General features: G+C 60.7%; 20 protein-coding genes and 4 pseudogenes. 12 read left to right on the forward strand and 12 right to left on the reverse strand.

All coding sequences use genetic code 11. The features are described 5' to 3' along the window. Together AB2L51_RS15380 and AB2L51_RS15385 are read left to right on the forward strand one after the other, a co-directional pair. A pseudogene (locus AB2L51_RS15380) lies at positions 1 to 111 on the forward strand (IS481 family transposase); the annotation flags it as partial. Further along, a pseudogene (locus AB2L51_RS15385) lies at positions 112 to 265 on the forward strand (IS481 family transposase); the annotation flags it as partial. A 52-nt stretch (positions 266 to 317) separates the two neighbouring features. Here the strand turns inward: AB2L51_RS15385 and AB2L51_RS11700 are convergent. Both AB2L51_RS11700 and AB2L51_RS11705 read right to left on the reverse strand, forming a co-directional pair. Further along, positions 318 to 2015, reverse strand: coding sequence for a Na+/H+ antiporter (locus tag AB2L51_RS11700; protein WP_395582655.1), 1698 nt, complete (start codon positions 2013 to 2015; stop codon positions 318 to 320). A 92-nt stretch (positions 2016 to 2107) separates the two neighbouring features. Next, entirely contained in the window at positions 2108 to 2653 is a 546-nt protein-coding gene (locus AB2L51_RS11705; protein WP_395582656.1) for a DUF4142 domain-containing protein, read from the reverse strand. A gap of 496 nt (positions 2654 to 3149) precedes the next feature. On the opposite strand from AB2L51_RS11705, the gene AB2L51_RS11710 reads away from it, so the two are divergent. Further along, a complete protein-coding gene (locus AB2L51_RS11710; protein ID WP_395582673.1) occupies positions 3150 to 3647 on the forward strand; it encodes a hypothetical protein in 498 nt (165 codons plus the stop codon). A 32-nt stretch (positions 3648 to 3679) separates the two neighbouring features. On the opposite strand, the gene AB2L51_RS11715 is transcribed toward AB2L51_RS11710, so the two are convergent. Beyond that, complete coding sequence (locus AB2L51_RS11715; RefSeq protein WP_395582657.1) at positions 3680 to 4585, reverse strand: LysR family transcriptional regulator; 906 nt, start codon at positions 4583 to 4585, stop codon at positions 3680 to 3682. A 152-nt stretch (positions 4586 to 4737) separates the two neighbouring features. Here AB2L51_RS11715 and AB2L51_RS11720 point away from each other — a divergent pair, with 152 nt between their 5' ends. Together AB2L51_RS11720 and AB2L51_RS11725 are read left to right on the forward strand one after the other, a co-directional pair. Then, positions 4738 to 5511 carry an SDR family oxidoreductase gene (locus tag AB2L51_RS11720; RefSeq protein ID WP_395582658.1) on the forward strand — a complete coding sequence of 258 codons (774 nt, stop codon included), beginning with the start codon at positions 4738 to 4740 and terminating at the stop codon, positions 5509 to 5511. Positions 5512 to 5655: 144 nt separating this feature from the next. Further along, a pseudogene (locus AB2L51_RS11725) lies at positions 5656 to 6113 on the forward strand (TonB-dependent receptor); the annotation flags it as partial. 28 nt (positions 6114 to 6141) lie between these two features. On the opposite strand, the gene AB2L51_RS11730 reads toward AB2L51_RS11725, so the two are convergent. Both AB2L51_RS11730 and AB2L51_RS11735 read right to left on the reverse strand, forming a co-directional pair. Next, positions 6142 to 7281 carry an MFS transporter gene (locus AB2L51_RS11730; RefSeq protein ID WP_395582659.1) on the reverse strand — a complete coding sequence of 380 codons (1140 nt, stop codon included), beginning with the start codon at positions 7279 to 7281 and terminating at the stop codon, positions 6142 to 6144. Positions 7282 to 7481: 200 nt separating this feature from the next. Beyond that, the gene (locus AB2L51_RS11735) at positions 7482 to 8021 is read right to left on the reverse strand and encodes a DUF1269 domain-containing protein (RefSeq protein WP_395582660.1); all 540 of its coding nucleotides are present in this window, start codon (positions 8019 to 8021) and stop codon (positions 7482 to 7484) included. 200 nt (positions 8022 to 8221) lie between these two features. On the opposite strand from AB2L51_RS11735, the gene AB2L51_RS11740 reads away from it, so the two are divergent. Then, positions 8222 to 8620: a hypothetical protein gene (locus AB2L51_RS11740; RefSeq protein WP_395582661.1), complete on the forward strand. Its 399-nt coding sequence runs from the start codon at positions 8222 to 8224 to the stop codon at positions 8618 to 8620. A 138-nt stretch (positions 8621 to 8758) separates the two neighbouring features. On the opposite strand, the gene AB2L51_RS11745 is transcribed toward AB2L51_RS11740, so the two are convergent. Together AB2L51_RS11745 and AB2L51_RS11750 are read right to left on the reverse strand one after the other, a co-directional pair. Further along, positions 8759 to 9355 (reverse strand): histidine phosphatase family protein, encoded by a 597-nt coding sequence (locus AB2L51_RS11745; protein ID WP_395582662.1) that lies wholly within the window; start codon positions 9353 to 9355, stop codon positions 8759 to 8761. A gap of 7 nt (positions 9356 to 9362) precedes the next feature. Then, the gene (locus tag AB2L51_RS11750) at positions 9363 to 10295 is read right to left on the reverse strand and encodes a ribose-phosphate pyrophosphokinase (RefSeq protein WP_086647231.1); all 933 of its coding nucleotides are present in this window, start codon (positions 10293 to 10295) and stop codon (positions 9363 to 9365) included. Positions 10296 to 10989: 694 nt separating this feature from the next. On the opposite strand from AB2L51_RS11750, the pseudogene AB2L51_RS11755 reads away from it, so the two are divergent. The 4 genes and pseudogenes from AB2L51_RS11755 to AB2L51_RS11770 all read left to right on the forward strand — a co-directional run bounded on the left by AB2L51_RS11755 (position 10990) and on the right by AB2L51_RS11770 (position 14437). Continuing rightward, positions 10990 to 12453: pseudogene (locus AB2L51_RS11755) on the forward strand (MATE family efflux transporter). A 22-nt stretch (positions 12454 to 12475) separates the two neighbouring features. Next, complete coding sequence (locus tag AB2L51_RS11760) at positions 12476 to 12685, forward strand: hypothetical protein (protein WP_086647229.1); 210 nt, start codon at positions 12476 to 12478, stop codon at positions 12683 to 12685. Positions 12686 to 12694: 9 nt separating this feature from the next. Further along, positions 12695 to 13273, forward strand: a complete 579-nt coding sequence (locus AB2L51_RS11765; RefSeq protein ID WP_395582663.1) for a YqaA family protein — start codon at positions 12695 to 12697, stop codon at positions 13271 to 13273. Between the two features lie 156 nt (positions 13274 to 13429). Beyond that, on the forward strand, positions 13430 to 14437 hold the full coding sequence (locus AB2L51_RS11770; RefSeq protein WP_395582665.1) for an SDR family oxidoreductase: 1008 nt from the start codon (positions 13430 to 13432) through the stop codon (positions 14435 to 14437). A 127-nt stretch (positions 14438 to 14564) separates the two neighbouring features. On the opposite strand, the gene AB2L51_RS11775 is transcribed toward AB2L51_RS11770, so the two are convergent. The 3 genes from AB2L51_RS11775 to AB2L51_RS11785 all read right to left on the reverse strand — a co-directional run bounded on the left by AB2L51_RS11775 (position 14565) and on the right by AB2L51_RS11785 (position 19338). Next, complete coding sequence (locus tag AB2L51_RS11775; protein WP_395582666.1) at positions 14565 to 16445, reverse strand: Hint domain-containing protein; 1881 nt, start codon at positions 16443 to 16445, stop codon at positions 14565 to 14567. Positions 16446 to 16567: 122 nt separating this feature from the next. Continuing rightward, positions 16568 to 17473 carry a 4-(cytidine 5'-diphospho)-2-C-methyl-D-erythritol kinase gene (locus AB2L51_RS11780; RefSeq protein WP_395582667.1) on the reverse strand — a complete coding sequence of 302 codons (906 nt, stop codon included), beginning with the start codon at positions 17471 to 17473 and terminating at the stop codon, positions 16568 to 16570. Continuing rightward, the gene (locus AB2L51_RS11785) at positions 17470 to 19338 is read right to left on the reverse strand and encodes a tetratricopeptide repeat protein (RefSeq protein WP_395582668.1); all 1869 of its coding nucleotides are present in this window, start codon (positions 19336 to 19338) and stop codon (positions 17470 to 17472) included. The genes AB2L51_RS11780 and AB2L51_RS11785 overlap by 4 nt, the downstream gene beginning before the upstream one ends. A gap of 183 nt (positions 19339 to 19521) precedes the next feature. Between AB2L51_RS11785 and AB2L51_RS11790 the strand changes: the two genes are divergently transcribed. Together AB2L51_RS11790 and AB2L51_RS11795 are read left to right on the forward strand one after the other, a co-directional pair. Then, on the forward strand, positions 19522 to 20367 hold the full coding sequence (locus tag AB2L51_RS11790; protein ID WP_395582669.1) for a uracil-DNA glycosylase: 846 nt from the start codon (positions 19522 to 19524) through the stop codon (positions 20365 to 20367). A gap of 211 nt (positions 20368 to 20578) precedes the next feature. After that, positions 20579 to 22516, forward strand: coding sequence for a transglycosylase SLT domain-containing protein (locus AB2L51_RS11795; protein ID WP_395582670.1), 1938 nt, complete (start codon positions 20579 to 20581; stop codon positions 22514 to 22516). 187 nt (positions 22517 to 22703) lie between these two features. Here the strand turns inward: AB2L51_RS11795 and AB2L51_RS11800 are convergent, their stop codons facing one another. Together AB2L51_RS11800 and hpnH are read right to left on the reverse strand one after the other, a co-directional pair. Next, a complete protein-coding gene (locus AB2L51_RS11800; RefSeq protein ID WP_395582671.1) occupies positions 22704 to 24005 on the reverse strand; it encodes a hemolysin family protein in 1302 nt (433 codons plus the stop codon). Positions 24006 to 24274: 269 nt separating this feature from the next. Then, entirely contained in the window at positions 24275 to 25486 is a 1212-nt protein-coding gene (hpnH, locus tag AB2L51_RS11805) for an adenosyl-hopene transferase HpnH (RefSeq protein ID WP_086647240.1), read from the reverse strand. Positions 25487 to 25781: the final 295 nt, after the last annotated feature.

Below are 25781 nucleotides of genomic sequence, written 5' to 3' on the forward strand. Positions count from 1 at the left end.
ATCTCACGGCTTGCGGACATAGAGAGAGGCAAGCCAAAACGACAGCGCTTCAAACGCTATCCCATAGGCTTTTTTCATATCGATATTGCCGAAGTCCAGACTGCTGAGGGCAGCCATGAGCAGTTGAGGACACACCTCAACGACTTCATGGTGGCCTATAACTTCGGGCGAAGGCTCAAGACCTTAACTGGCCTCACCCCTTACGAATATGTTTGCAATATGGACTTCAGAGCCAGAAAGATTCATCATCAATTTAACCCATCACCACCAGACTAAACAACTAGGCAGCCCTGCTGCACCAGGCATGGCCTGCCGGATCAGACTTCCTTTGGCAGGCGCTGGGCGAGGGCGTGAATCACTTCCTCCTCGTAATCCAGCTCCTGCTGTAGCTTCCACTCCGTCTGGTCATTAATATCCTGCTGGGCCACCAGTTCACGCATGGTCTGGCGCTCCGCGCGCAGGATTTGCAGGCGCAGGGCCAGTTCCATACGGGCATGCCTTATGGCGTTGCGCCTGTCGGCCAGGGCAATGCGCGGGGTGGCGTCCTCCTGCTCCAGCCGGGTCTGGTAGAGCTTGGTCAGGCGGGCAATGACCTCCTTCCGGGCGGCCTCTATGGCCGCCCTGTCCTCCTCCGTTTCAGGCGGGGTTTCTATGGCAGGCATGGTTTCGGCCTTGCGCAGCAGGTCCAGTGCGGCACGCAGCAGCCGCTGGCGGGCCATGTTTTCCTCCTGTGCACTTTTATCCACCAGTTCGGCCGGGATAAACTTCAGGCACAAGGGAATGATCACGCTGGCAGCCAGAAGGGAGAGAATAATAACCCCCGTAGCAATAACCACCACCGCTTCACGCGTGGGGAAGGCCATTGTGCCATCCTCCCCCGTTGGCAGGGACAGCACCGCCGCCAGCGTAACCGCACCACGCACCCCGGCAAAACTCAGCAGCAGGCTGGCGGCAAAGCCTGTAGCCTCGAATGGAACATGGTTGATCCGCGCCGAAGCCCAGCGGCAGGCAATGGACAGCCACACCCCCATAAACCGCATGACCAGCATGATGCCGTAGATCTGCACCACAAGCAGGCCCAGACGCCACATCCCCACATGCTGGGCCAGTACCAGTGTATGCGCACTTTGCAGAAGACTGGGGAGCTGCAAGCCGAGGAACAGAAAGATCAGCGCGTTAAACACATAGCTGACCATGGTCCATACCGTGGCGGATTGCAGGCGGGTGCTGGTGGAAGCGTCCTCCACAATCCCTGAAAGCTTGACCACCATGCAGCCCGCCACTGCGGCCAGAATACCCGAGCACCCCATAGCTTCGGCCAGAGCATACATTAAAAATGGCAGCAGCAGCACTAGCACGATCTGGGACTGGGTTTCATCATACCCGGAGCGGGTGAGCATCTTGTTCAGACGGGCGGCAACCCAGGCGACAATCCCCCCAATGGCCAGCCCCCCGAACGCCACCAGCAGAAACGTGCCAAACGCCTGCTGGTAGGAGAACTCGCCCGTAAGCGCATCGGCCATGGCAAAACGGAAGCAGACAAGGCCCGAGGCATCGTTAAACAGCGCCTCGCCCGACAAAAGCTGCAACAGCCGGGTAGGCACCCGCCTGCCCTTGATCAGGCTGGACACGGCAACCGTATCGGTCGGGGACAGGGCGGCCGAGAGCGTAAAACAGACCGGCAGGCTCATGACCGGCAAAATCCAGTGAATGGCATAGCCACACAGCAGGGTGCTGAGCACCACCAGCCCAAAGGCCAGAAACAGGATTGGCCCACGCAGCTCCCCAAACTCGCGCAGGGGCATACGAAACGCATCCGCGAACAGAAGAGGCGGCAGAAACACGAACATGAACAGTTCGGGGTGCAACTGCACATGCATGCCCGCAAGCCCGGCGCACACGCCCAGAGCGATCAGAATAACGGGCTGCGGCACCTTCTGTCTGAACCGCAGGGTTATCAGGCTGCTCACAGCGGTCAGCAGTAAAAGCAGCAGAATGAATTCGATTGTCAGCATGGTGCATGCCCTTTGCGGGGCTTCATGTTTTTGTGCAAGCCATTATCAACTCACACCCCATAAAAGACTACGTACACCTGCCGCGCAGGGTCCTAACGCATGACGGCCTGATAATCCGCCAGCCGGGTCTGCACATCCCGCGCGATCGCAACCAGATCAGGGTTTTTGGAAAGGACGATCTGGCTGGCAAGTACAGGCTTAATTCTGGCATGCGCGGCCGTAAAATAGCGGATGTAATGCCTGTCAAACGCCGCACCCTGCCAGTGTTGCAAGCGCTCGATCTGTTTTTGTTCGGGGCCAGATGGCTGGGCTGGCAGGCTCAGCGCATGGGCTGTGGCCACCTTGGCCAGACGGGCCTGTAGCGCGCTCATATCCTTGGAGACCCTCTCCCCCACAAGGGCAATATCGTTCCGGGCGGCATGGGTTCTGGCGATGTCGGCCATGCCAATCTGGGCAAGGGCCATGGTGTTGAGCTTTTGCACAAAAACCGCATCCGCCGCACTGAACGGGGCGGGCTTTGCCAGAGCAGGCAGGGGCGGAGCCACAGGCCGGACGGGCGTAACATAGCCGCACCCGCCCAGCAGCAGAAGCGTGAAGAGGGAGAGAGCAGCCACCTTATGGCGGAACAAAAACAACATGACCGGCAGTTCTCCCTGACAGGGGCCAGAAGCGGGACGGCAAGCGCACCCAGTATTAAAAACAATGTTCGCAATACGCAAACGACAAACATCCCCTGTGAATTTTATATCCACAACAGAGACCACATCCAATGATTACAAACCTTATGATGAAAGCATATAACACGGAAAGCAAGATTGAGACGGACGCATTGATTAGCCATACCCTCCACAGGGCGAGACTGTCCGGTGCCCTGTTTATAACAGCAGGCATGGTATATTTTACTGGTATGGTTTTATTTTACACTTGGTTTGCGCCTTGCATCGGGCGCACAGAACACAGTAGGCTGGGGGCGGAATGTGTGCCATGCGCGGGCATGCGCCAGGTCTGGCTCTTGGGATATGCCTTTATATGAACTGTCGTCTTTTCAACGTCCTGACCCTCTCCTCCCTCTGCCTGGAGTTGAGCGGGTGCGGTTATTTTGACTCACGTGCCGCGCATAAGGCGCAGATCACCATGATCGGTATGACATCATACGACCTGCAGGCCTGCGCCGGGCTCCCCTCCGCCACAAAGCAGTTAAACGACACAACACAGATTTTTACCTATAGCGGTACACAGCCTCAGCCCAGCTATGGGGGTTCCACGCTTATTCCCGTGGGGGATATCATAACCACCATCAACCAGCTTGGCGGCGGGGGTGGCACCACCTGCTCCGCCGTGATCCGGCTAGACCATGACCGGGTGTCCGATGTGCATTACACCGGCAATAATGATGAACTGATCGGCACGGACGGTATCTGCTCCATTATTACCCGTGGCTGCTCCCGCCAGCCTGAAAGCACTATGAACAAAAACACCGGCAGCCTGCTGTTTGGCCCTGTTTCCGCCTTCCATGAACCCAAAGGCCCCAACCAGTCCACCGGGTCCACCTATTCCTCTCAGGCGGTCACGGTTGAACTCAACCCTGACCCCGGTTCCAAAAATCCGGTTATTGTCCCCCGCATGCCCTGAACCCCTGCGCACCGGCCCGCAGCCAAGGCGGGTCAGGCCAGATGCGACGCCAGAAGCCCTTCCAGCCATCTGGCAAAAGCCTGCAGGCGCGACGAAAGATGCCTCCTGTGCGGGTAAAGCAGGCTCACCGGCAGGGCGGGCGCGCACCAGTGCGGCAATACCGCACATAACTGTCCGCTCTGCACCAGTGCCTTCACATCATACTGCGGCACCTGAATAAGCCCCAGTCCGGCCAGACAGCAGGCAATCTGGGTTTCAGCACTGTTCACGGTCACGGGGCCGGGAAGGTCCAGCGTATGGAGGGTGCCTTTTTCCTCCCACTCCCATGCCTCCACCCGCCCGTTGGCAGGGGACATGTACCGCACGGCGACATGCCCATCACGCGCCAGATCAGCCGGAATGCGGGGGACACCGTGGCGGGCAAGATAGATGGGGCTGGCTACGTTGAGCAGGCGCATCCGCCCCATGCGCCGCGCGATCAGCCCTGAATCATGCAATGCGCCTACCCTGAGCACACAGTCCAGCCCCTCCTCCATCAGGTTTACCGGTTTGTCCGTTACCCCCAGTTCCAGCTGGATGCCCGGATGGGCGGCAACAAACTCCGGCAGGGCGGGAGCAACAATGAGCCGCCCAATCCGCGCGGGCAGGTTAACCCGCAGCACCCCGCGCACATGCCCGCGCTTGCGGCGGAAGAGGTCTTCCGCCTCATCCATATCCACAACAAGCCTTACGCAGTGCTCGTAAAACGCAAGCCCATCCGGAGTGGGGGTAACGGAGCGGGTGGTACGTGCCAGCAACCGAGCCCCCACGCGCGCCTCCAGCGCCTGCACGGCGGTCGATACGGTGGAACGTGGCTGACCCAGTGTTTCTGCCGCACGGGTAAAACTGCCCGTTTCCACCACCCGCGTAAACATGCGGCACTGATCTATACGGTCCATTGGCTTCTCCCCAGCCTTATCCCGGATTGTTCGTAAAAGCTGACAGGTCTTATCATATTCCCAAGCTTTATTGGTATTTTACAAATGATACTATACCCGGACAGATAAAGACGGGCCTGCGCCTGTTTGCACCAGTCATAAGGAGCAACGACATGACAACACACAGCGTGACCGGCAAGACCGTTCTGATCACAGGTGGCGCCAAGAACCTTGGCGGAATGGTCGCCCGTGATCTGGCAAGGCATGGTGCCCAGACAATTGTCATTCACTATCACAGCCCCGAAACCGAGGAGGAAGCCAAGACCACCGCGCAAGTCATACGGAACGTCGGGGCTAAAGCCTTTGTCATGCAGGCGGACCTGACCCAGCCCGGAGCCATGGCGGATCTGTTTGAAAAAACCCAGCAGGTAACAGGCGGTCTGGATATAGCGATCAACACCGTCGGCAAAGTGCTCAAAAAGCCCATAGCCGACACGACCGATGAAGAATATGACGCCATGTTCGCCATCAATACAAAAGTGGCGTTCCAGTTTATCCGCGAAGCAGGCAAACACCTGAACGACAACGGCAAGCTGCTCAGCATTGTCACCTCCCTGCTTGGGGCTTACACGCCGTTCTACAGCACCTATGCCGGGGCCAAGGCGGCCGTGGAGCACTTTACCCGTGCTGCTTCCAAGGAACTGGGTGCGCGTGGTATTTCGGTCAACGCCATTGGGCCGGGTCCGATGGATACGTCGTTCTTTTACGGGCAGGAGGAACCCGAAGCCGTCGCCTACCACAAGAGCGCTGCGGCCCTTTCCCCCTTCAGCCAGACGGGGCTGACGGATGTGGAAGATATTGTGCCCCATGTGCGCTTTATGGTGTCCGATGGCTGGTGGATGACCGGACAGACCATTCTGGTCAATGGGGGTTACACAACAAAATAACCCTTTTCCACACAGAATTTTTTGTAAACACCTCTCCTCCGCCGTCCTGTGGGGAGAGGTGTTTCTGTATGGCAGGGCGCTATGTGGGCCAGCGTTTCAGGGATGTCAGTCACGCGCTGCACAAATACAACAGGAGTTTGGTCTGCATGGTCGTGCGGCATTGGTAAAAAAATTACCAGTGCACAGACCAATTTTGATCAAGACGAGCTGGACTATATCAGCAGCCACCGGGTCCATCTCGACCATGACCAGCGCTGGACCGCAGCGGCTGGGGCTGCGTACACATTTTCCACAAGACCCGTGCTCCTCTGCGCCTGTCCGCCACGCTGGTCTATGGCAGTGGCCTGCGCGCGGAGGATAATGCAAACAGCATCCCCAACAGACTTGCATTAACGCCTTATGCTACCGTTAATTTTTCTGCCGTGCAGAGCATTCACAACATCTTTGGCTCGGCATGGCGGAGGGATACGCAACTCCGACTGGATGTGATCAATCTGGGAGACCACACCTACATGCTGCGTGATGGTTCGGGCACTGGTGTAACCGCACCCCAATACAGCCTGCGCAGAAGCATACTATGCTGTATATTCCATGAGTTTTAACAACCGGGTCTGAATGGGCACACCCCGTTCAGCCCTGTTTTCTGCCCCCCACCACAAACCGTCCGGCCCACAGTACCAGCAGGGCAAGCAGAGCAATGCCCGCACTCCATGCCAGAACCGCGTAAGGACCGGCGGCACCCAGCACAACCCCACCGCACAAAGCGCCCCCGCCAATACCGGCATTAAAGCCGGTCACGCTAAAGGAGCATGCCGCCTCACGCTCATCGGGGGCCAGTTCCATGGCGTAACTCTGGGGAGCCATATTCATGACCGCGCCAACAATCCCCCACACGACCATATCCACCCAGACCAGACCGGGCCACCAGCCTGCTGCCACCATAATGCCGTGGCTGGCCACAAGAGCCGCCGTTGCCACACCAATCAACCGCCCGCCAGAACAGGGGAGCCGCCCGCCCACCCAGTTACCGCCAACCCCCGCAACGCCATACACCAGCAGCAGAACGGGAATAAGCCGTTCAGGACTATGCGGAATGGTTTGCAGGAGCGGGATAATATACGTGTAAGCCGTAAAGTGCGCGATAATCACCAGCATTGTCAGCACGGCAATATAAACGAACACGGGCTGGCGGAGCAGGCGCAACAGGTCCAGCCGCCGCCGCTGGGCAGGCATGGGGGGCAGCAGCACCACAGCCGCGGCAAACACCGCCAGAGCACCTGCCCCGCAGGTTAAAAAAGCCGCGCGCCAGCCCAGCCATTGCCCAATGGCGGACACAAGGGGAATACCCCCGGCAAACCCCACCGCAACTCCTGTAAAAGCCCAGCCTGTGGCCCGTGCCACGGGGATGTCCGGCGCCAGACGGACCGCAACCCCCGCAATAACCGACCAGAAAATACCATGCCCCAATGCCAGCATAATGCGCAGCACGGCCATGAGCGCGTAGTTGGTGACAAAGGCGCAGGCTACGTCCACCCCGCCAGCCAGCAGCAGCAGGCTGGCCACAAGGACCCGCCGGTCCACGCCAGAAGTCAGCAATGTTAGCGGGATAGCAGTTAACGCCACCAGCCAGGCATAGCCTGTAACCAGCAGCCCAACCTGAGCGGGGGATACATGCAGCCCCTGCGCAATATCGGTCAGCAGCCCAATGGGCATGACCTCGGTTACAAGCCATATGAACGCCCCGACCGAGAGCATGACAAGACGCACCATGGCAGCATAACCCGACAGAATGGAAAAGACGGCAGATGTGCCCCTACTATGCCAGCCGCGCCTGCACAACCACGCAGAAACCCGTATGGGCAGGCAACGCACCACTCATACACGGCACGCCCGAACACCTGTCCATAAAAACAGGGGGTGGCGGGCATATGCCCGCCACCCCCTGCATGCACCGCATCAAAACGCTGGTTTCAGGCCACAGGCTGAGCCGGGGCAGAGGTATCGCCCAGAGCGGCCTTGAGCCGGGCTTCTGCTTCGGGGGAGAGGGACGTCTGCAAAATACGGGCATGGCCCTTGAACTGTTGCAGATCGGCCAGAACCTTATCGGGCTGGGATTTGCGCACCAGCACAAACAGGGCAGAGGTGTTGGGGGGAATGGTGTCGCTCAGTTTGGTAATAAACCCGTCATCAATCCCGTAATCGGACATCTTGCCCGCCAGAGCACCTGCACCGGCTCCAACGGCACTGCCAATAACAAAGCCTGCCAGCGGATTAAGGCACAGAAGCCCCACCAGCGCGCCCCAGAACCCGCCAGAGAACAGCCCCCAGGATGCGCCCGCTTTTTCCAGATTAACGCTCTGGTGCAAACGCGCCTTGCCTGTGGCATCCCGCGTGACCACAACGGCATCTTCAAGGTCCAGCAGGTATTCCTTCTGCAGAGTGCGACATTCGCTCAGCACCTTGGCGGCGTCATCAATATGGTCAAAGCCCAGCACGATCAGATCAGACATGGTATTTCCTTGCTTTTGCGGCTTTCCCCCAAACGGGGCCAACCACGTGAACCCTGCGTAATGTAGGGAGCGGACAGGACCTTTGCCAGAGGACTGCGCACAGGACAGCCAGATGTTTTTTATTTAACATTCCGCCCTGCAACTCTACCGCGTTGCGGCCCGTTGCACCTGTATCTCCTTTTTAACAACAGGGGGCTACCATGACATTCCTTAACACCGTCACCAATGCCATCACGCATGTGGGGGATTTTATTACCGGCGCCACGGGCGACAGGTCGGGCCTGATGACCGCACTGAACGAAGTGCTCGGCCCCGTCCCCCAGCCCGCCCTGCCCAGCAAGCTGGAAAAACGCGCACAGGCCATGGGCATGATCAGCACCATACGCCGCTGGCAGAGCGCGCCACACAGCCCACCCGCAACCGAAGCGGAAGTGCGGGGATTCTTTTTGCAAGAAGAACTGGACTGGTTTTCTGAACAGACCGGCCTTTCCGATCTGGCAACCATGAAGATGATCCGCAAGATGCTGCCACAATGTGTCAGGCTGCGGGCCATCCATGACCCGTCCCTTTTCCCGCAGCCCTCCACGCTTCAGGAATGAGCCGCCAACCCGCCTGACCTGATGTGGCAGGCACACGATGCCCCCACATCAGGCCCGGTTCTACTTTACCACACCGGGCGGGCACTCTGGTCCAGCGCAGCTAACAGGTGCAAAAACCTCTTGGCCAGACGTGTAGTATCAGGGGAGTTCGCTCAGATTCCACCCCGTCTGTGCATCATGCACCGCACTGAGCGGAATGGCGTTGGGCAGGCGTACATTGGCTGGCAGGGCCATAACCGCGCGCAAGGCCCGGAACAGAGCCCCGTGAGCCACAACCAGCGCCAGACCATCTGCCGCTGTTGCGCGGTTGAGCGCACGGGCAGCCCGGCTTTTAAGTTCGGCAAACGGTTCGGCCCCCGGGGGGGTGTACTGCCCGGCGATCCAGTCATCATACCAGTCGGCAATGGGTTGGCCTTCCTGCTCGCCAAAGCAGACTTCAGCCAGATCCTCATCCACGCTCAGGGGGAGTTGCGGCAGGCCGTAGGCCACCAGTTCATCCCGCACAATCTGGGCCGTGCGGTGGGCACGTTCGAGGGGGGAACACACAATGCGCGTAATGGCTCCCGCCCCTTGCGCGCGTATGGCCTGCTCGATCAGCCTGCCAGCTTCCACCGCCTGATCAATCCCGGTCTCATTCAGCGGCACATCCGTACGCCCCTGAGAGAGACCGGCCCTGTTCCAGTCCGTCTGACCGTGCCGCAGATACCAGTATGGACGGGGGAGAAGCACGGTCATGGCACCTTCAGTCAAACAGGGAGGATACGGAGCTTTCGTCCGATACGGCACGCATGGCACGCGCCAGCAGGCCGGAAATGGTGATCTGGCGGATATTGCTGGCCGCCATGACCGGCGCTGTTGCCTGAATGCTGTCTGTCAGGGTCAGCATTTCAATCGGAGACTCGGCAATACGGGGCACGGCCTGCCCGGTCAGCACACCGTGGGTCACGTACGCCCCAACCGATGCCGCCCCCTGCTGGGCAATGGCGCGGGCTGCGTTGCACAGCGAACCACCACTATCCACAATATCATCCACCAGCAGGCAGTGACGTCCCTTGACGTCGCCAATCACGTTCATGACCTCGGACACGCCTGCGCGCTCACGCCGCTTGTCAATAATGGCCAGATCGGTGTTCAGGCGCTGGGCAAGCTGGCGCGCACGCACCACCCCACCCACATCGGGGGAGACAATCATCAGATCGCGGTCACCGTACTGGGCGCGGATGTCGCGCACAAACAGGGGGGCTGCGTACAGGTTGTCCACCGGAATATCAAAAAAGCCCTGAATCTGCATGGCGTGCAGGTCCAGTGTCAGCACACGGCTGGCCCCCGCTTCCACCAGCAGGTTGGCAACCAGCTTGGCGCTGATAGGCGTACGGGGCCCGGACTTGCGGTCCTGACGGGCATACCCGAAATACGGAATAACTGCCGTGATCCGCTTGGCCGACCCGCGACGCAGGGCGTCCAGCATGATCAGCAGTTCCATCAGGTTGTCATTCGTGGGCGTGCAGGTGCTCTGGATGACAAAAACATCCTCACCGCGCACGTTTTCATGAATTTCAACAAACACTTCCATGTCCGCAAAGCGGCGCACGGTTACGTTACACAGGGGCAGGTTCAGCTCTGCTGCAACGGCCTGGGCCAGTGGCAGGTTGCTATTACAGGCGACAATTTTCATGACAAGGACGGTTCCCGGCCTCAGCTGTTACACGAATTAGGAAGGAAGACTGCAGCGAGGGGGGTTTAGCAACCGCGCGGCCCATTGTCATCCATCCTTCGGCCAGCCTGATGCATCCGGGGTGCAGGCGTGGCCTAAAAGCCGCGCATCTCCGGCCTGTCCATGATCCTTAACTTGCGCAAATCCGCCCTTTTCTCTAAGGGGGAGCGTTGCGGTCGGGCCCGGGTACTGGCCTGAGTTCCAGACAGCCAGCCCGCACGGATGGGCTTACCCGGCAGGTGCAACCTTACCCGTCTGACGCAGAACACCCTGCTACTGGCTGTTTACCGTCACCGGGGCCTTGCCTACCCTGCCTGCGCGCACGTGTTCCCACGCCAGCCAGCCCCCGGCAGGCCGCCGCAGGTCCCCTGCTGGCAGGGCATACCTCCACACCACTTTAAGCATACCTTGTATGCGAAAATCGCATACATTCCCCCGGCAATTCACAGGCTGGCAAATACCGGTCCGGGCACATGCCCACATCCCCCGCATCTGTGGCCCCACGGGCCTTACGCCGCCACGGCACAGATCAGCCGTGCCTTGCGGTTTAATCCACGAACAGGTTATTCGCAGCACCGCCCGGACGTGACATACTACACGCCGTCCATTCGCCCGAGCGTGCCCATACGCAAGGAGCAGCCCCAACGGAGCCAGCATGACCCGGCCACCCCCGCCAGGAAGCCGCCATAAAGCCTGTTTTACAACAGGCAGCATCATGCGGCACGTGCTGGTCATGGCCGGGACAGGGGCCATCGGACTTATGGCCGTGTTTGCGGTTGATATGCTCAACATGGTGTATATCAGCCACCTTAACAGCACCGCCATGACTGCGGCCATTGGCTTTGCCAGTGCTGTTATTGGCCTGCAGATTGCCATTTCCATCGGCCTGACCATTGGCATAAGTGCCGCCACCGCGCGGGAGATCGGGGCCGGACGGCATGAGGAAGCCCGCTGCCTTGCCTCCTCCGCCATGATTGTCATGACCGTGGTTACGGGGATTCTCGGCCTTGCCACGGCCATGGAAGCCGCTCCCATCCTAAGCCTGTTTGGCGCACGGGGGCCAACCCTGACCGAAGCCACAGCCTACCTGCGTATTCTCAGCGTCGCCTTGCCCCTGATCTGCATTGGCATGGGCTGCTCGGCCCTTATGCGCGTGGTGGGAGACGCCAAGGGCTCCATGCATATTACCCTTATGGGGGCCGTGGTGGCAGCAGTGCTGGACCCGCTGTTTATTTTCGGCCTGCATGAAGGGCTTATGGGTGCGGCTATCAGCACCACCTTCTCCCGCATTGTGGTCGCCGGGGCCGGGCTGCGTGGCGCCCTGCGGCACAGCATGCTGGCCCGCCCCTGCCTGCACCGCATTGTGCCCGACACCCGCCGGGTGGCTGGCATATCGCTCCCCGCCATCCTGACCAATCTGGCCACACCCGCAGGGGGGGTGTACGTCACGCGCGCCATGTCCGGTTTCGGGCTGGAGGCCGTGGCGGGGCAGGCCTCGATCGAGCGTATGGTGCCGGTGCTGTTCTCGCTCGTGTTTGCACTGACCGGCTCGGTCGGCCCGATCATGGGCCAGAATGTGGGCGCAGGCCGCCCCGACCGCGTGTGCCAGACCCTGACCGCCGCCCTGAAACTGGTGGTGCTCAGCGTGGGTCTGACATGGGTCGCGCTCTACTTTGCGCAGGACCTGATTATTGCCATGTACAACGCACAGGGTGATGCCGCAGCACTTCTGCACCTGTTCTGCACATGGACCATTGGCAGCTACCTGTTTGTTGGCATGCTGTTTGTCGCCAACGCCGCGTTCAACAACCTTGGCTTTCCCCTGTAATCCACCGCATTCAACTGGGGGCGGGCAACGCTGGGCACCATTCCGTTTGTTCTGCTATGCGCGCATTATGGCCCGCAGGGGGTACAGGTGGGGCAGGCCATGGGTGCCGTGCTGTTTGGGTCATTTGCGGTCTTGACTGCATTCCGCGTCACGCAAACACTCACATCGTCTCCCGCGTCGCACCCTCCGGCGCAGGATATGCGGAGCACGCCAGTTTCTGACGTGCCAACCACCAGTGCAGAAGCCGCCATGGCGGAACTGGACGAAGTGGAAAGTGCCTCCGACCTTTAACCGAGGGAACAGGACTACGCACATGTCCAAACTGACCACGCAAGAACGCAATGCCCTGCCCGATAGCGCCTTTGCCCTACCCGGCCGCCGTTACCCCATACCAGACGCCACCCATGCAAGGGATGCCCTTGCCCGCGCGAGCGAAATGCTGCATCGGGGCAACCTGACACAGGCGGAATACGACCTGATCCACAGTAAGGCCGAAGCCGTGCTGCGCCAAGAACGACTGTAACGGACCTGAATGCTCAATAAACTCTACGCCCGCGTTCTGCGGCATGCCGCCAGCCCCTACGCGCCTTTATGGCTGGCGGCACTGGCTTTTGCAGAAGCCAGCTTTTTTCCCCTCCCGCCGGAAACACTGCTTGCCCCCATGGTGCTGGCACAAAAAGACAAGGCATGGCGGTACGCCGCCATCTGCACCGTAGCCAGTGTGGCCGGTGGTCTGCTGGGCTGGCTGATTGGCGCGCTGCTGCTGGATACTCTGGCAAAACCCATTGTGCATTTTTACCATGCCGAACACACACTGACCTCCTTGCAGGAAAAATTCCGCCAGTGGGGAGTATGGATCATTCTGTTCAAGGGGCTGACCCCCATCCCTTACAAGTTTGTGACCATTGCCAGCGGCATGGCGCATTTTGCCATTCTGCCCTTTATGTGCGCGAGCCTTGTAACCCGTGGCGCGCGTTTTGCACTGGTGGCGGGCCTGCTGCGCCGCTTTGGCCCAACCATTCAGAATTTTCTGGAAACCCGCCTGCCGCTGATTACTGGCATATTCGCCCTTGCCCTGCTTGGCGGCTTTTTGGCGCTGCGCTACCTGTAGCCCCTTAACGGGGTCATACGCCCCCTCTTGTGGCGCACAAGGCAGGCGCGCTCTGGCACACCTTGCGCTCCACCCCCTGCTCGCGCAGGAAGAAAGACCCGGTTTTTTTAACACCCCATCCACACCACCAGAACCAACGCGGGAGGCACATCAGGCATGGCAACTCAGATTGCGGTCATTACAGGAGCAGGCTCGGGCATTGGCCGTGCAGCAGCCCGCGCACTGGGGCACGCAGGGTTTGACGTCGCCCTGCTGGGGCGTGACAGGGAACGTCTGGAAGCCACGGCCCGGAATCTGGCCCGGCATTCCGTCCGCACCCTTGTCATCAGCGTGGACGTAGCCGACGCACAGGCCGTGCAGGACGCCGCCAATCGGGTTGAAAGCGAACTCGGCCCCATTTCTGTCTGGGCCAACTGCGCGGGGGCCACTGTTGTCGGTCAGGTTGCAGCCCTGAATGCGCAGGACATCGCACGGGCCACACAAGTTACCTACCTTGGCAGCGTTAACGGCACACTGGCGGCCCTGAACGTTATGCGGCGCAGGGGACAGGGGGCGATTATCAACCTTGATCTGGCCCCCACCCTGCGTGACCTGCCCCTGCAGGCGGCAGAAAACGGCTCCCGCGCGGCCCTGCGCGGCTTTTGCAACAGCCTGCGCACGGAACTGCGGCATGACGCGGACCATATCCGCATTGTTATGGTGGACCTGCCCGCCATTAACACCCCGCATTATGGCTGGACCCGCAACCTGACTGGCAAACGGCTCAAACCCTTTGGCCCGGTTTACGAGCCAGAAGTTGCGGCAGAGGCCATCTGCCGCGCGGCCTTTACCACCAGCCGCTCCATTTCCATCGGCTGGGCCAACAGCTTTGCCGCTCTCTGGCGTCTGGCGGGCCCCAGTTGCCGCGAGGCCCGGCTGGCCAGCCACGGCTTCAAGGCCCAGATGAGCCATGACTGGGCCGAGGGCATCCAGCCAGATGACCTGTACAACCCGGTACCCGGCGCTTACGGCGCAGAAGGCCCGTTTGAAGCCAAGGCCCGCAGGCTGAACAGCCCGTTTACGGTTTTTGTCTCATCCGGTCTGCGGGCCAGCCTGTTTGGTGCGCTCGCAGTCATGGGGCTGAGTGCGGCATTCAACCACATACGCCGGTGCCGTAAACCCTGATTTCACACCGTCAGGGTCTTTAAGCCCCTGCCCCCCTGCGCATCATGGCACTGGACCAGAAGCGCGCAGGGGGTGAGAGGCTGAGTTGTCAAAAATATTTGCTTTATAAGAGATTTTACTTTTTTACTCAGGCCCGTAACCTGCTTTCCTCCACCTCAGCCGCAGGAGGCGCGACAAGCGCCCCCTCCATGTGGACCTGAATGGTCAGCAGTCCGATGACCCCTTCTTTTACACCTTTGAGCGGCAGTTCGGCATAACCCGTGGTCCAGCGGCCTGCTCCGTTGGCCTCCAGAACATGCCAGCCGGGCCATGCTGCTCCCTCCGCCCGCAAATGGCTAAGCTGTGGCACGTGGCGGCCGCCACTAAACAGGGTTATGCTGCCTATTCTCACCCCAAGAGTGCGCCTGTCATCCGTGTAAGAGCCCGATGCGGCTGCGGGCTGGGAGCTGCGCGAGGTCAGGAAAACTTTTTTCACGCCGACAGGCAGCATGTAAAAACATCTGTCTTCCTCACGCCGCAGCAGCCTGATACGCTGACCCTGATCCGTAACCAGAAACAGGTCGGGGTCCTTGCTCAACTCCGGCACTGCCACAAATGGCCTGCACCCCGGCACACTGGGAGCACGGACGCGTAACTGGGTAAACATGGCTGCCAGTGCGGCCCGCTCCACCTGTGAAGATGGCAGAACCTCCTTCTCCCACACATGAGGAGCCGCATGGCCCACGCGCACGACCCCACCGGCCCATGCCTCCATCTGACCTGCCTCCTGCGCCAGATAAAACTCGGCTGGCACACCATTGGCAACAAGAACAGCATGTGTTTCTGTTTGCATAAGGGTGTAATCGTAGTTGGTAATACTGTGGTCATAAAAAATACTGCCACCATTCACCAACAGGCGCACGGGCACAAAGCGCCCGTTATACAGCACGGTATGCCGGGGGGTTAGCAGCAGGTCCTGGTCCGGCAGATTCTGCCCCAGCGCATGACGCAAAATGCGGATGGGGTAACCCGCCTTCTCCTCCGGGTGGCCGGGGCGGGCCTGCACATGCCCATGCGCAACCCATAGCAGCCGCTGGGTTGTCATGCCGCCCTTGCTCCACACATCCACAAGACTACCGGCCTGCAACGCTTCCACCTCGGTTGGAGCATTTGCGGTGTGGATGTCCGTGCCTTCAATAAAGCAGGCTCTGGTGCGGGTCTGGCCTTTTTCGGCCGTAATGCGCAGCGGGCAGTGTGTGTCCGCCACATGATATTCCCCGGCTTCCAGCACGGCACCCTGAGCCAGTTCCACTATAAAACGTCCGACTTCCTCCCGCCCCCGACCGTACAGAACAACACTCCGGCAACGGCGGTCCGCGCTGATATGACAGGTGACGACAGGCTGGGCGATATGATGGACCTCGATCATGGCCTGTTCGGGGTTGTAATCCACGATCGCGGTACCGGACAGGTCAAACGGTGCATAATCCGCATTGACCACCACAGTACCGCCACCGGCCCCAAAACGCACCGTAGCCCCGCACAGCACATCGGCCAGCCCCGCCCCGCAGGAGAACACACCACCATAGGCAATGCCCAGTTCCGCCCCGTCCAGTGTCGCGTTGGGTTCCGTGGCAACAAACATGGCGTACCCACCCGCCACACAGATCCGCAAACCCGCAGGCGCACCAAGGGCCACACCCAGCAGGGCATTGCCACCAATATAAAATGCGCTGCCCGATGGAGCATGCCCGGTGGCGGGACCAATGCCAAACGAGGCGTACACGCCCGGTGGCACAATATAGGTTCCACCCGCAGGAGCTGGTACGGCGCCGGGTTGCCCGCATGTGCCCAGAAACACATTTCCGTTGGCCTGACCGCCGAAAATGGCGGGATGAATGACCCCGGCATAAATCCGCGCACCATCGGGACCGGTCATGGCCACATGATAACCATCACGCACCCCCAGAAAACCCTGATGGTCCGTAATGACGCAGGTTACACCATTGGTATTGACATAATGCACCATCGCCAACGCCCCTCCCTCGCAAGATACCCCGAAGAAGAAGGCTTACTGGTCGAATTATAAAAAATGGTTAATAAATTTTTATAGGCTCTCTGCGTTGACGATAAATTAACTCCACAGACGAGTTATACCAGCCCACCACCCCATACCCACCATGCGGAATGCGCATCTTCCAGCCTGTCTGCCGCCTGCCGTGCGGCCTGCGGCGTGGCAAACAGCCCGAAGCATGTTGCGCCAGACCCGCTCATACGCGCCATAAGGCAGCCCTCCTGCCCGCCAATATCGGCCAGAACATGGCCAACAGGGGGGCAGACAGCACAGGCAGCCTCTTCCAGACTGTTCCCCTGCTGTTTGAGAAACGCCACAACATCAGCAATATCGGCCCACTTCTCGGGCAGGGAAGCGCGCGGCAGAAAATCCCCATCCCGGCGACGGAACACCTCGGGAGTGGAAACAGCCTGCCCGCAATTCACCAGAACCATTCCGCATTCGGGCAGGTGGGCGGCGGGGGTCAGGTTTTCACCAATCCCCTCCATCCGCATTGTCTGGCTCAGCAGGCAGACAGGCACATCCGCCCCCAGTGTCTGGGCCAGCGCAAGCAGGTCTGCGCGGCTGGCCTGCACGTTCCATGCCCGGTCCAGCAGGCGCAGGGCCGCAGCCGCATCGGCCGAGCCTCCACCAATGCCAGAGGCTACGGGCAGCTTTTTTTCCAGCACCAGCGTACCGCCCGGCAGTCGGGTCTGTCCGCCGCGCAACCCCTGCAGGGCATGGGCTGCACGAAGCACAAGATTGTCCGCCCCCGTGGAGGCAGCATCCAGCACACGGCCAAAACGGCCGGTAACATGCAGGCTCAGCGGTTCGGGGCCGGGCTGGTAATGCAGTACATCGCCCGCCCCGGCAAACACCACCAGACTATCCAACAGGTGGTACCCATCTGCCCGGCGGCCAGTAACATGCAGATACAGGTTAACCTTGGCGGGCGCTGCCTCTGTAAATGCAAAGGTGGAGACATCCAGTGCTGCAACGGTCACGGCGTGTGCTTTCCTTGTTCCTGAACGGATTGTACGGCAGCGGGTTGCGCGGCGGCATCCGGTTGTGGCGCAGGGCTACCCGGCCCGGCTGGAGCCATGAGGGGAGGAACACCCGCTTTTTGCAAGGCCGCACGGATAAGGCTCTCATCCGCAGGGCTGGGATGCAGGCCCAGCGCCATATTCCACTGGTCAACGGCTTCGGTCCTGCGGCCCACGCGCCAGTAGGCCTCGCCCAGATGGTAGTTGACCTCCGGGTCCTCCGGTGTCTGCTCGGCGGCTTTTTCCAGCAGGGGAATCCCCCCGACCAGATCGCCCTGCTCCACACGTACCCAGCCCAGACTGTCTGTTATGGCCGCATCCTGATCATCCAGCGCATGGGCCTTGCGCAAAAGCTGCTCGGCTTCGGCCAGGTCTTCATGCTGTTCGACCATGCCGTAACCCAGAAAATTGAGTAAAAGCGGCTCATCCGGGGCATAGGCCAGTGCAGCGCGGGTATCATTTTTGGCAGCGGCCCAGTCCCCGGCCTCATGGTAGGCCATGCCGCGCAGGAACAGGAGCGTCCAGTCCGGGCTTTTCTGCACATTCGCCAGATCAATCGCACGGGTATAGGCGGCTATGGCGGCCTTCCAGTCCTTGGTCTGGCTAAACGCGTTACCCAGCGAACGCTCTATGATAATCTGCCCCGGCACCTGCTGGGCGAGGTGCTGGAGGAGCGGTATGGCCTCGGCCGGGTGGTCGTTGGTGGTTTCCAGCACGGCAAGGCGCAGGGTCGCAACCATGGCCAGCGGGTCCTGCGGGGGAACGCGCACCAGTGTTTCCCGCGCGGCGGCAAAATGGTGCTCGTCGTCCTGAATTTCCGCCAGCATCAGGCGGGCATCAGCCAGCGTTGGGTCCATGGCCAGCGCAAAACCCAGCATCAGGCGCGCGGCCTCATTAAACTGGAACAGGTTGAGCGCATTGCCCTCCCCCTCCATTCCCTGCTGGGCCTGCTCACGTGCCTGCTGGCGGAGCAGAAAAGCCGTTAGCACATAGGCCCGGGCGATTCCCTCCCGCGCGGATGTAACAGGGTAATGGGCGATCTCCGCCTGCAAGGCAGGACCAGCCAGCCCCAGAATGGAATCTGTCGCCACCAGCTTCCGAATAATGGCCCGTGCCTTGTCCTGCTGGCCATGGTTCCATAGCCACGCTGCCTGAGAGCGGGTCAGGAGCATGTCGTAGCCGGGCATGGCCTTCTGCGCCTGCACGAAAAGGGTCTCGGCCCGGTCGGACTGGCCCGCCACCTGTGCGATAAGAGCCGCATGCAGGGTATAAAACGGCGACAGAACAGAGCCGGGCACATGGAGCAGGCTCTCTATCGCCTCATCCGCATGGCCCTGCGCCTGCTGGCACCACGCCAGCAGCAGCGGCACGATCAGGCGGGCCATGGGGTCGTCTCCAGCCCGGTGATAATACTGCACGGCCTCTGGCCATTCCCCCCGCACCGCGGCGTCATCCCCCAGCACAAGGGCGGAGATCACACTCCTGTCCTTGGGTGTTTTATCCGCAACCCGGGCCAGTTCCACGGCCTGAGGTGCTCCCACCATCACGCTCCGCACAAAAGCCTGACGCAGCAGATCCACATCGGTCGGGTCTGCCTGCAACGCCTTGCGGAAGGCCTGTGCCGCCTCAAGGTCATCCCCCAGACGCACAGCCACGATCCCGCGCAGATAGGCTTCCGAATCGACATACCCGCGTCCGGCCTGCACGGTGGGTCCGGTTTCATGGCGTAAACCATGCGCAGGACCGGACACCGCCGCCAACGCAGGCGACACCAGCATGGTGGCAGACAGCAGGAAAACCGTAGGCATAAGACGACAAAACAGCATAAGAACCCTATTCAGGCTGAGACGGCAGCACCGGGTTGCCGCGGCTGGCGGCCTACATCCGCCAGCATAGCAAATGAGGAACGACATGAACGGCTGGCTTAGTCTCTACCGCGCTCATGCCAAACCGCCAAACCATCCGCTTCATATTCTGCTCCACTCCCTGACTGTGATAGGGGGGAGGTAATGCACGATGCTCTTTCCCTCCTCCGCCTCTATACCGAATGGGGGGTGGATACCGCCGTAACCGACAACGCCACCGACCACCGCCTGAGCGGTGCCGGCGCGCACCCTCTGCCACGCCTGCTCAACCCCGGCAAACTCCGCCCGAGCGCGCCTGCCGTACAGACTCCGGCCATGGTAGCGCCTCACACCCCACGGCAAAACCCCGCCCCTGCTGCGGGGAACGAAGGGGGGATGACCAGTCTGGGCGAGGCCATAGCCCTTGCCCGGCAGGTTGCCGCGCAGGCAGACACCCCCGATGCCCTGCGCACGGCCATGGAGCAGTTTGATGCATGCTCCCTGCGCGGCACGGCCATGCACACACTCATACCCTCCGGACCGGCCAACGCCCCGCTCATGCTGATCGGGGAGGCCCCTGATGCGGATGAGGATCGGAGCGGCCATGTTTTTTCCGGCCTGTGTGGCACCTTGCTGGATACATTGCTGGACCCGCTGCCACTGAAGCGCAGCCAGTTGACCCTTGCCACCGCCCTGCCGTGGCGCCCCCCCGGCGGCCGCCCCCCATCGGATGCGGAACAGCGCATCTGCCTGCCTTTCCTGCACCGTGCGATCACCCTGTTTGCCCCCCGCCACCTTGTGCTGTGCGGTCGCCTGCCCGCAACCATGCTGCTCGGCAAGGATACCCCTGCCGCCCGACGCGAATGGAGCATGCTGGCCCTGCCCGGTCTGGGTGACATTCCTGTTCTGGCCATGCGCCACCCGCTCCAGCTCCGCGCCTCCCCCACCGCCCGGCGGGAAATCTGGCAAACGCTGATGCTGGTGATGAAAACACTACGGGACACGCCATGAAGCAACCGTGGGGACAGCCGTAATAACCCCGCATTTACCCCAAAGAACTATAGTATGAAATAACACCCGATACCTTTGGAAAACAAAGAACTCCATCCCGAAAACCCGTTGCGTTACGCTAAAGCGCGCTATGGTTTCTCCAGCACGCCAACCAATGTTGACAAAGAGTAAACTTGCTTTTTGCGCGCAAAAAGCCTAGACCCCGCCAGCCATGCGAGCGATAGGTCAAATTCCTCATCAGATCGCGGCAAAAGCCTTTTTGGCTGGAGCCGCTCTTTTGGCCAGCGCTTCCGTCAGCACGACGAGAGCCCATGCCAGTTCCCCGGACCACGGGGTGGAACCGCACAGTGAAGAGCTGGCGATGGTTCTGCCACGCCGGGCTTTTCCGGAAGGCGATGATCTTGTTCTACCCAGACCACTGCCACAGGATGTAGCAACCAACATCCGCACCATTTTCCGCCTCCAGCGCATGGGGGCGTTTGCCGAGGCGATCAACAGCACCACCCACCTGACCGACTCACTGCTGCTGGGCGAGGTTGAGGCAGACCGCTACCTCAACCCCAGCTACCACCCCAGTGCGACCGAACTGCGCAACTGGCTCAGGCAATACACAACCTATGCGGATGCCCCGGCAGTCTGGGCGCGGCTTGCCGCCCTGCCTGAACGGGGTGGCCCCATGCCCGCAGCGCCTTCCACCGAGCATCTGGCCCCCGAACATGCCGCCCTTGCGGCAGGGCCGTTGCAGGAGTTCACCCGCAACCCCCTGCTGGACCGCACCCTGCGTGAACGCACGACATGGGGGCTCAAGGGTGTGCATAGTGCTTTGCACCTGATCAGCATCACACCGGGCATGACCCCCGCCTACGCCGCCCAGTTGCAGGCCGAAACGGCACAGGCCATGCTGGCCGCGGGTGAGACCGATCTGGCGCTGGACATCAGCCGCACAGCCAACACCGTATCCCACGGGCGCAATGCGCTGGCGGGCTACGTGGCCGGGCTGGCCCTGTGGCAGAAGCGGGATTACGCACAGGCCGGACAGTTTTTTGAACGGGCCTCCCACGCACCGCGCGCCACGCCGGAAATGCGGGCCGCAAACGCCTTCTGGGCGGCGCGGACGCACGAAAAGGCCAATAATCCCCACAGCCAGCATCTGTGGCTCCAGCATGCCGCCACTTTCCCCCGCACATTCTACGGGCTTCTGGCGAACACCATGCTGCGCACGATGGGCACCCCCCACAAGCTGAGCGAGCACCACGGCCTTGCCAGCTTTGCCCCGCTGGAAAGCACGGGGGGTACCAGCCAGAGCACGGCCTCCGCCCCGGTGCTGACCGAAATTGACATAGAAGCCGTGGGCAATACCGAGGTCGGTCGTCGCATATTTGCCCTGCTTCAGGTCGGGGAGCCGGAAATGGCGGAAAACGCCATGCGCCGCGCATGGCCCGGCCTGCATGACGTCACCCTTGCCCGGTCCTTCCAACTGGTGGCCGGAGCCGCGGGGCTGCACGACCTTGCGCGCGAAATGGAAGATTCCCTGCAAAGTCAGGCTTCCTCCGCGCAGAGCATGGACGATACACCTCTGCCACAACTGCGGCCACGCAATGGCTTTACCATGGACCCGGCCCTTGTTTACGCACTGGCCCGTGTGGAATCCAATTTTGATGCCCGCGCCGTATCGGGGGCTGGAGCCCACGGGCTTATGCAGATCCGCCCCATAACGGCCGATTTTGTAACCAGCGCCTCCACCACCATGCCCAACCACAGGTTTGAGCACTCGGCTTCCGCCCTGTATGACCCCAGCCTCAATCTGGAAATCGGGCAGCGTTACGTGCAGTATCTGGCCAAGCTGACCCAGCAGGCCAACCATACCGAAGCGCGTGGCGGGGACATCATCCGCCTGCTGGCCAGCTACAATGCAGGCCCCAACGCGCTGGCCCACTGGGAAAATATGGCGGCGTCCTCGGACGACCCGCTGATGTTCATGGAACTGCTCCCCAATCAGGAAACCCGGAACTACGTTCACCAGACCCTGACCTATCTGTGGCGCTACGCCGCCAAAATGAAGCTGCCAGTACCCTCCCTGAGTGCTCTGGCACATGGCACATGGCCTGACTTCGCGGATGAGACCGCACTGGCCAGCACAGTCCACTAACGCCACACCACCGTGGAGAATGCAGTAAGCCAAAGGGGTGCTGGCATAAACCAGCGCCCCTTTGGCTTACCTGACCACCCCTGTTCCCCCAGAACACACCGGCACCATACGGGCACGTACCCTGCCCCCCTGATGGATGTCTCTTGCAGCAGACAGTGGCGGGAAGAGCTTCCCTTCTGGCGCTCTCTCAGTTTTCCGCCAGTGCCTGACGGCTGGCGCGTACGCGGGCCACACGGCGGCCCTCCACTTCCAGCACCTCAAACAGCCAGCCATCATAGGCGACCTTATCCCCCGCCGCTGGCACACGCCGCAGCAGGGCCAGCAGCAGGCCACCCAGCGTATGGTAGCTGCCTTCCTCCGGCAAGGAGCGCAGGCCCAGCATGTCCTTGATCTCATCCACCGAGGCAGTTCCTTCAAGGCTGATGACCGCATCGGGCGCGGGCACGTTGGCTGCGTGGTGGCTGGACTGGGGCTGCTCGTGCGAGGTTTCCCCCACAATGGCGTCAAACAGGTCCGCCGGGGTCACGATCCCTTCAAACGCCCCATATTCGTCCAGTACGAAGGCCATGCCCAGATTGATGCTGCGCATGCGCGCCAGCATGTCCAGCGCGGAAATACTGTCCGGCACCACCACCATCGGCCGCATGCCCGCCTCTATGGAAACAGGCATGCCCTCAAGCACCCGGTCCAGCACGTCCTTGGCCAGAATAACGCCTACGGGGTTGTCTACCCCACCTTCGCAAACCACAATGCGGGCGTAGCTAGTCTGCTTGAGCACCTGCACCAGCGCCTCACGCCCGGCGTGACGGTCTATCCAGCACAGTTCGTTTCTGGGCGTCATAATAGCCCGTACAGGCCGGTCTGCCAGCCGCAGGAGCCGCTCGATCATGCTGCGCTCCTCGTGCTCCAGCACGCCCAGACGCGCTCCTTCGGCTATGTAGGCCTTGAGTTCCTCTTCCGTCAGGCTCTGGTTGACCGCATCGCTCGCCCCCATCAGACGCAGCACCATGTTGGAAGAGGCCCGCAGCAGCATGACCACCGGCCCAGTGACCCTGGCCAGCAGTTCCAGCGGCATGGCCAGGCGGGCGGCCATTTTTTCCGGCTCACGCAGGGCAAGCTGCTTGGGCACCAGCTCCCCCAGCACCAGCATGATGGCGGTAATGAAAACCACCACCACAACCATGGAAAGCTGTGGGGCAAAGGGTTTGAGAAGGGCAAAGCGCTCCAGAATGGGGGTCAGGTGCGCCTCGATCTGTACACCGCCAAACGTGCCTTCCAGAATGGAGACAAGCGTCATGCCCACCTGCACCGTAGGCAGGAAGATCTGCGGGTCCTCGGCCAGACGCATGGCCCGGTCCGCACCGCGCATCCCCTTCTCCTGCAACTGTGCCAGACGCGGCTTGCGCACGGAAATAAGGGCGAGTTCACCCATGGCGAACACGGCGTTGAGGAAAACCAGAAAGAAAATAACAAGAATGGAAAGTGCCATGGATAAAACCAACACGCCTTTATGCTGTAGCGGGTCTGCTGTAGCGGGCTTTGCACAACAGAAGCCCCACGCACACGATAAGGGATGATCCCGCGGGAGACCAGCACCGAACACGTGACCCGCCCTGTAGGGTATGCCCATGCAGCAGGTGTATGCCTGCCCACCGCATAAAGCGGACCAAATCGGTATTCTTTTTGCGGCGGCCATAAAAAAACGGCCCCCGAAGGAGCCGTTTTCTGTCTCGCCTAACCGATTCGCACAGGGCAGAATCAGTCTGCGGCACTACTTTCTGCGGGTTCAGCAGCCTTGGGGGCCTCGTCATTCGCACCTTCGGTACGCACGACCTTGACCCGGGGAGCCTTGGCGGGCTTACGCGCCGCAATGGCTTCCATCTGCTCTTCCACCTGCTTGGAAAACACGTACTGGGCCGGACGCTGGTTGGCCAGAGAGATTTCCGGCACCATCGGCTTTTCGGTTTCGGGGCCAAACAGCGCGACCTTGGCAATGTGCCAGGGGCGGCGGACGGCATCCATAACAGCGGTGGATTCATAACCGGAATGCACCATGCAGTCGGCGCATTTTTCGTAGTTACCGGTGCCGTAATCGTCCCACTTGGTGTCGTCCATCAGCTCACGGAAGGACTTGGCGTAGCCTTCACCCAGCAGGTAGCACGGGCGCTGCCAGCCAAACACGTTACGCAGGGGCTTGCCCCACGGCGTGCAGTGGTACTGCTCGTTACCGGCAAGGAAGTTGAGGAAGAGCGGAGACTGCGTAAACCGCCACTTCTTGCCCTTGCCCAGACGGAACACATCGCGGAAGAGCTGCTTGGTTTTCTGCCGGTTGAGGAAGTGCGCCTGATCGGGTGCACGCTCATAGGCATAGCCCGGTGCGGTCATGATCCCGTCCACGCCCATGGCCATCACTTCATCAAAGAAGTTGGCCATACGCTGGGGGTCCGCCCCATCGAACACGGTGCAGTTGATGGACACGCGGAAACCGCGCGCCTTGGCCTTTTTAATGGCGGCAACCGCGCGCTCATACACCCCGTCCTGACAGACGGAGGCATCGTGCATGGTCTTGTCGCCATCCAGATGCACATCCCACGAGAAGAAGGGGGATGGTTCGTAATCATCCATCTTCTTTTCAAGAAGCAGGGCGTTCGTGCACAGATAGACGTACTTCTTGCGCGCGATCAGCCCACGGATGATTTCGGGCATTTCCTTGTGCAGCAGCGGTTCCCCGCCAGCTACGGCAATTACTGGCGCGCCTGCTTCCGCATCCGCGTCCAGACATTCCTGCACGGTCATGCGCTGGTTGAGAATAGCCGCCGGGTAATCGATTTTTCCGCAGCCTGCACAGGCCAGATTGCAGCGAAAAAGCGGCTCAAGCATGAGCACCAGCGGATAGCGCTTGCGCCCCGTAATATGCTGTTTGACAACGTAACTGCCGACCCTGACGGCCTGCATTATCGGTACGGCCATAAACCCCCGCTTTGGCGCATCCACTTAACGCCTGTATCGTGACTGGTAGTAAGACAAGTCAGTATTGAGTATGTCCATAAAGCGCGCGGCCAGACCTGCTGCCTGCCTGGCCTGCTACTCCACCCGTAGACTGTCAGAAGGAGCAACAGGCGCGGAACATGTATAGCCACGCGTGTATGAGGTATTCGCCTGCATATAGGTGGCCTCGTTTGTCAAGCTCAAGTCTTTTTCACTCCCTGTTGCAAAAAAGACACAATCAGCAGCGAGTTTTGTTTCCGTGCTTGCGTTCTTTCAC

It is taken from the genome of Acetobacter fabarum (assembly GCF_040702925.2).
GTDB lineage: Bacteria > Pseudomonadota > Alphaproteobacteria > Acetobacterales > Acetobacteraceae > Acetobacter > Acetobacter fabarum_B.

Coding starts and splice junctions, on each gene's coding strand:
- AB2L51_RS11790 (WP_395582669.1), top strand. CDS start 19,522: ATGCACGATGCTCTTTCCCTCCTCCGCCTCTATACCGAATGGGGGGTG.
- AB2L51_RS11735 (WP_395582660.1), bottom strand. CDS start 8,021: ATGTCTGATCTGATCGTGCTGGGCTTTGACCATATTGATGACGCCGCC.
- AB2L51_RS11710 (WP_395582673.1), top strand. CDS start 3,150: ATGATCGGTATGACATCATACGACCTGCAGGCCTGCGCCGGGCTCCCC.
- hpnH (WP_086647240.1), bottom strand. CDS start 25,486: ATGGCCGTACCGATAATGCAGGCCGTCAGGGTCGGCAGTTACGTTGTC.
- AB2L51_RS11720 (WP_395582658.1), top strand. CDS start 4,738: ATGACAACACACAGCGTGACCGGCAAGACCGTTCTGATCACAGGTGGC.
- AB2L51_RS11700 (WP_395582655.1), bottom strand. CDS start 2,015: ATGCTGACAATCGAATTCATTCTGCTGCTTTTACTGCTGACCGCTGTG.
- AB2L51_RS11705 (WP_395582656.1), bottom strand. CDS start 2,653: ATGTTGTTTTTGTTCCGCCATAAGGTGGCTGCTCTCTCCCTCTTCACG.
- AB2L51_RS11730 (WP_395582659.1), bottom strand. CDS start 7,281: ATGGTGCGTCTTGTCATGCTCTCGGTCGGGGCGTTCATATGGCTTGTA.
- AB2L51_RS11750 (WP_086647231.1), bottom strand. CDS start 10,295: ATGAAAATTGTCGCCTGTAATAGCAACCTGCCACTGGCCCAGGCCGTT.
- AB2L51_RS11770 (WP_395582665.1), top strand. CDS start 13,430: ATGGCAACTCAGATTGCGGTCATTACAGGAGCAGGCTCGGGCATTGGC.
- AB2L51_RS11795 (WP_395582670.1), top strand. CDS start 20,579: ATGCGAGCGATAGGTCAAATTCCTCATCAGATCGCGGCAAAAGCCTTT.
- AB2L51_RS11745 (WP_395582662.1), bottom strand. CDS start 9,355: ATGACCGTGCTTCTCCCCCGTCCATACTGGTATCTGCGGCACGGTCAG.
- AB2L51_RS11760 (WP_086647229.1), top strand. CDS start 12,476: ATGTCCAAACTGACCACGCAAGAACGCAATGCCCTGCCCGATAGCGCC.
- AB2L51_RS11740 (WP_395582661.1), top strand. CDS start 8,222: ATGACATTCCTTAACACCGTCACCAATGCCATCACGCATGTGGGGGAT.
- AB2L51_RS11715 (WP_395582657.1), bottom strand. CDS start 4,585: ATGGACCGTATAGATCAGTGCCGCATGTTTACGCGGGTGGTGGAAACG.
- AB2L51_RS11785 (WP_395582668.1), bottom strand. CDS start 19,338: ATGCTGTTTTGTCGTCTTATGCCTACGGTTTTCCTGCTGTCTGCCACC.
- AB2L51_RS11765 (WP_395582663.1), top strand. CDS start 12,695: ATGCTCAATAAACTCTACGCCCGCGTTCTGCGGCATGCCGCCAGCCCC.
- AB2L51_RS11775 (WP_395582666.1), bottom strand. CDS start 16,445: ATGGTGCATTATGTCAATACCAATGGTGTAACCTGCGTCATTACGGAC.
- AB2L51_RS11800 (WP_395582671.1), bottom strand. CDS start 24,005: ATGGCACTTTCCATTCTTGTTATTTTCTTTCTGGTTTTCCTCAACGCC.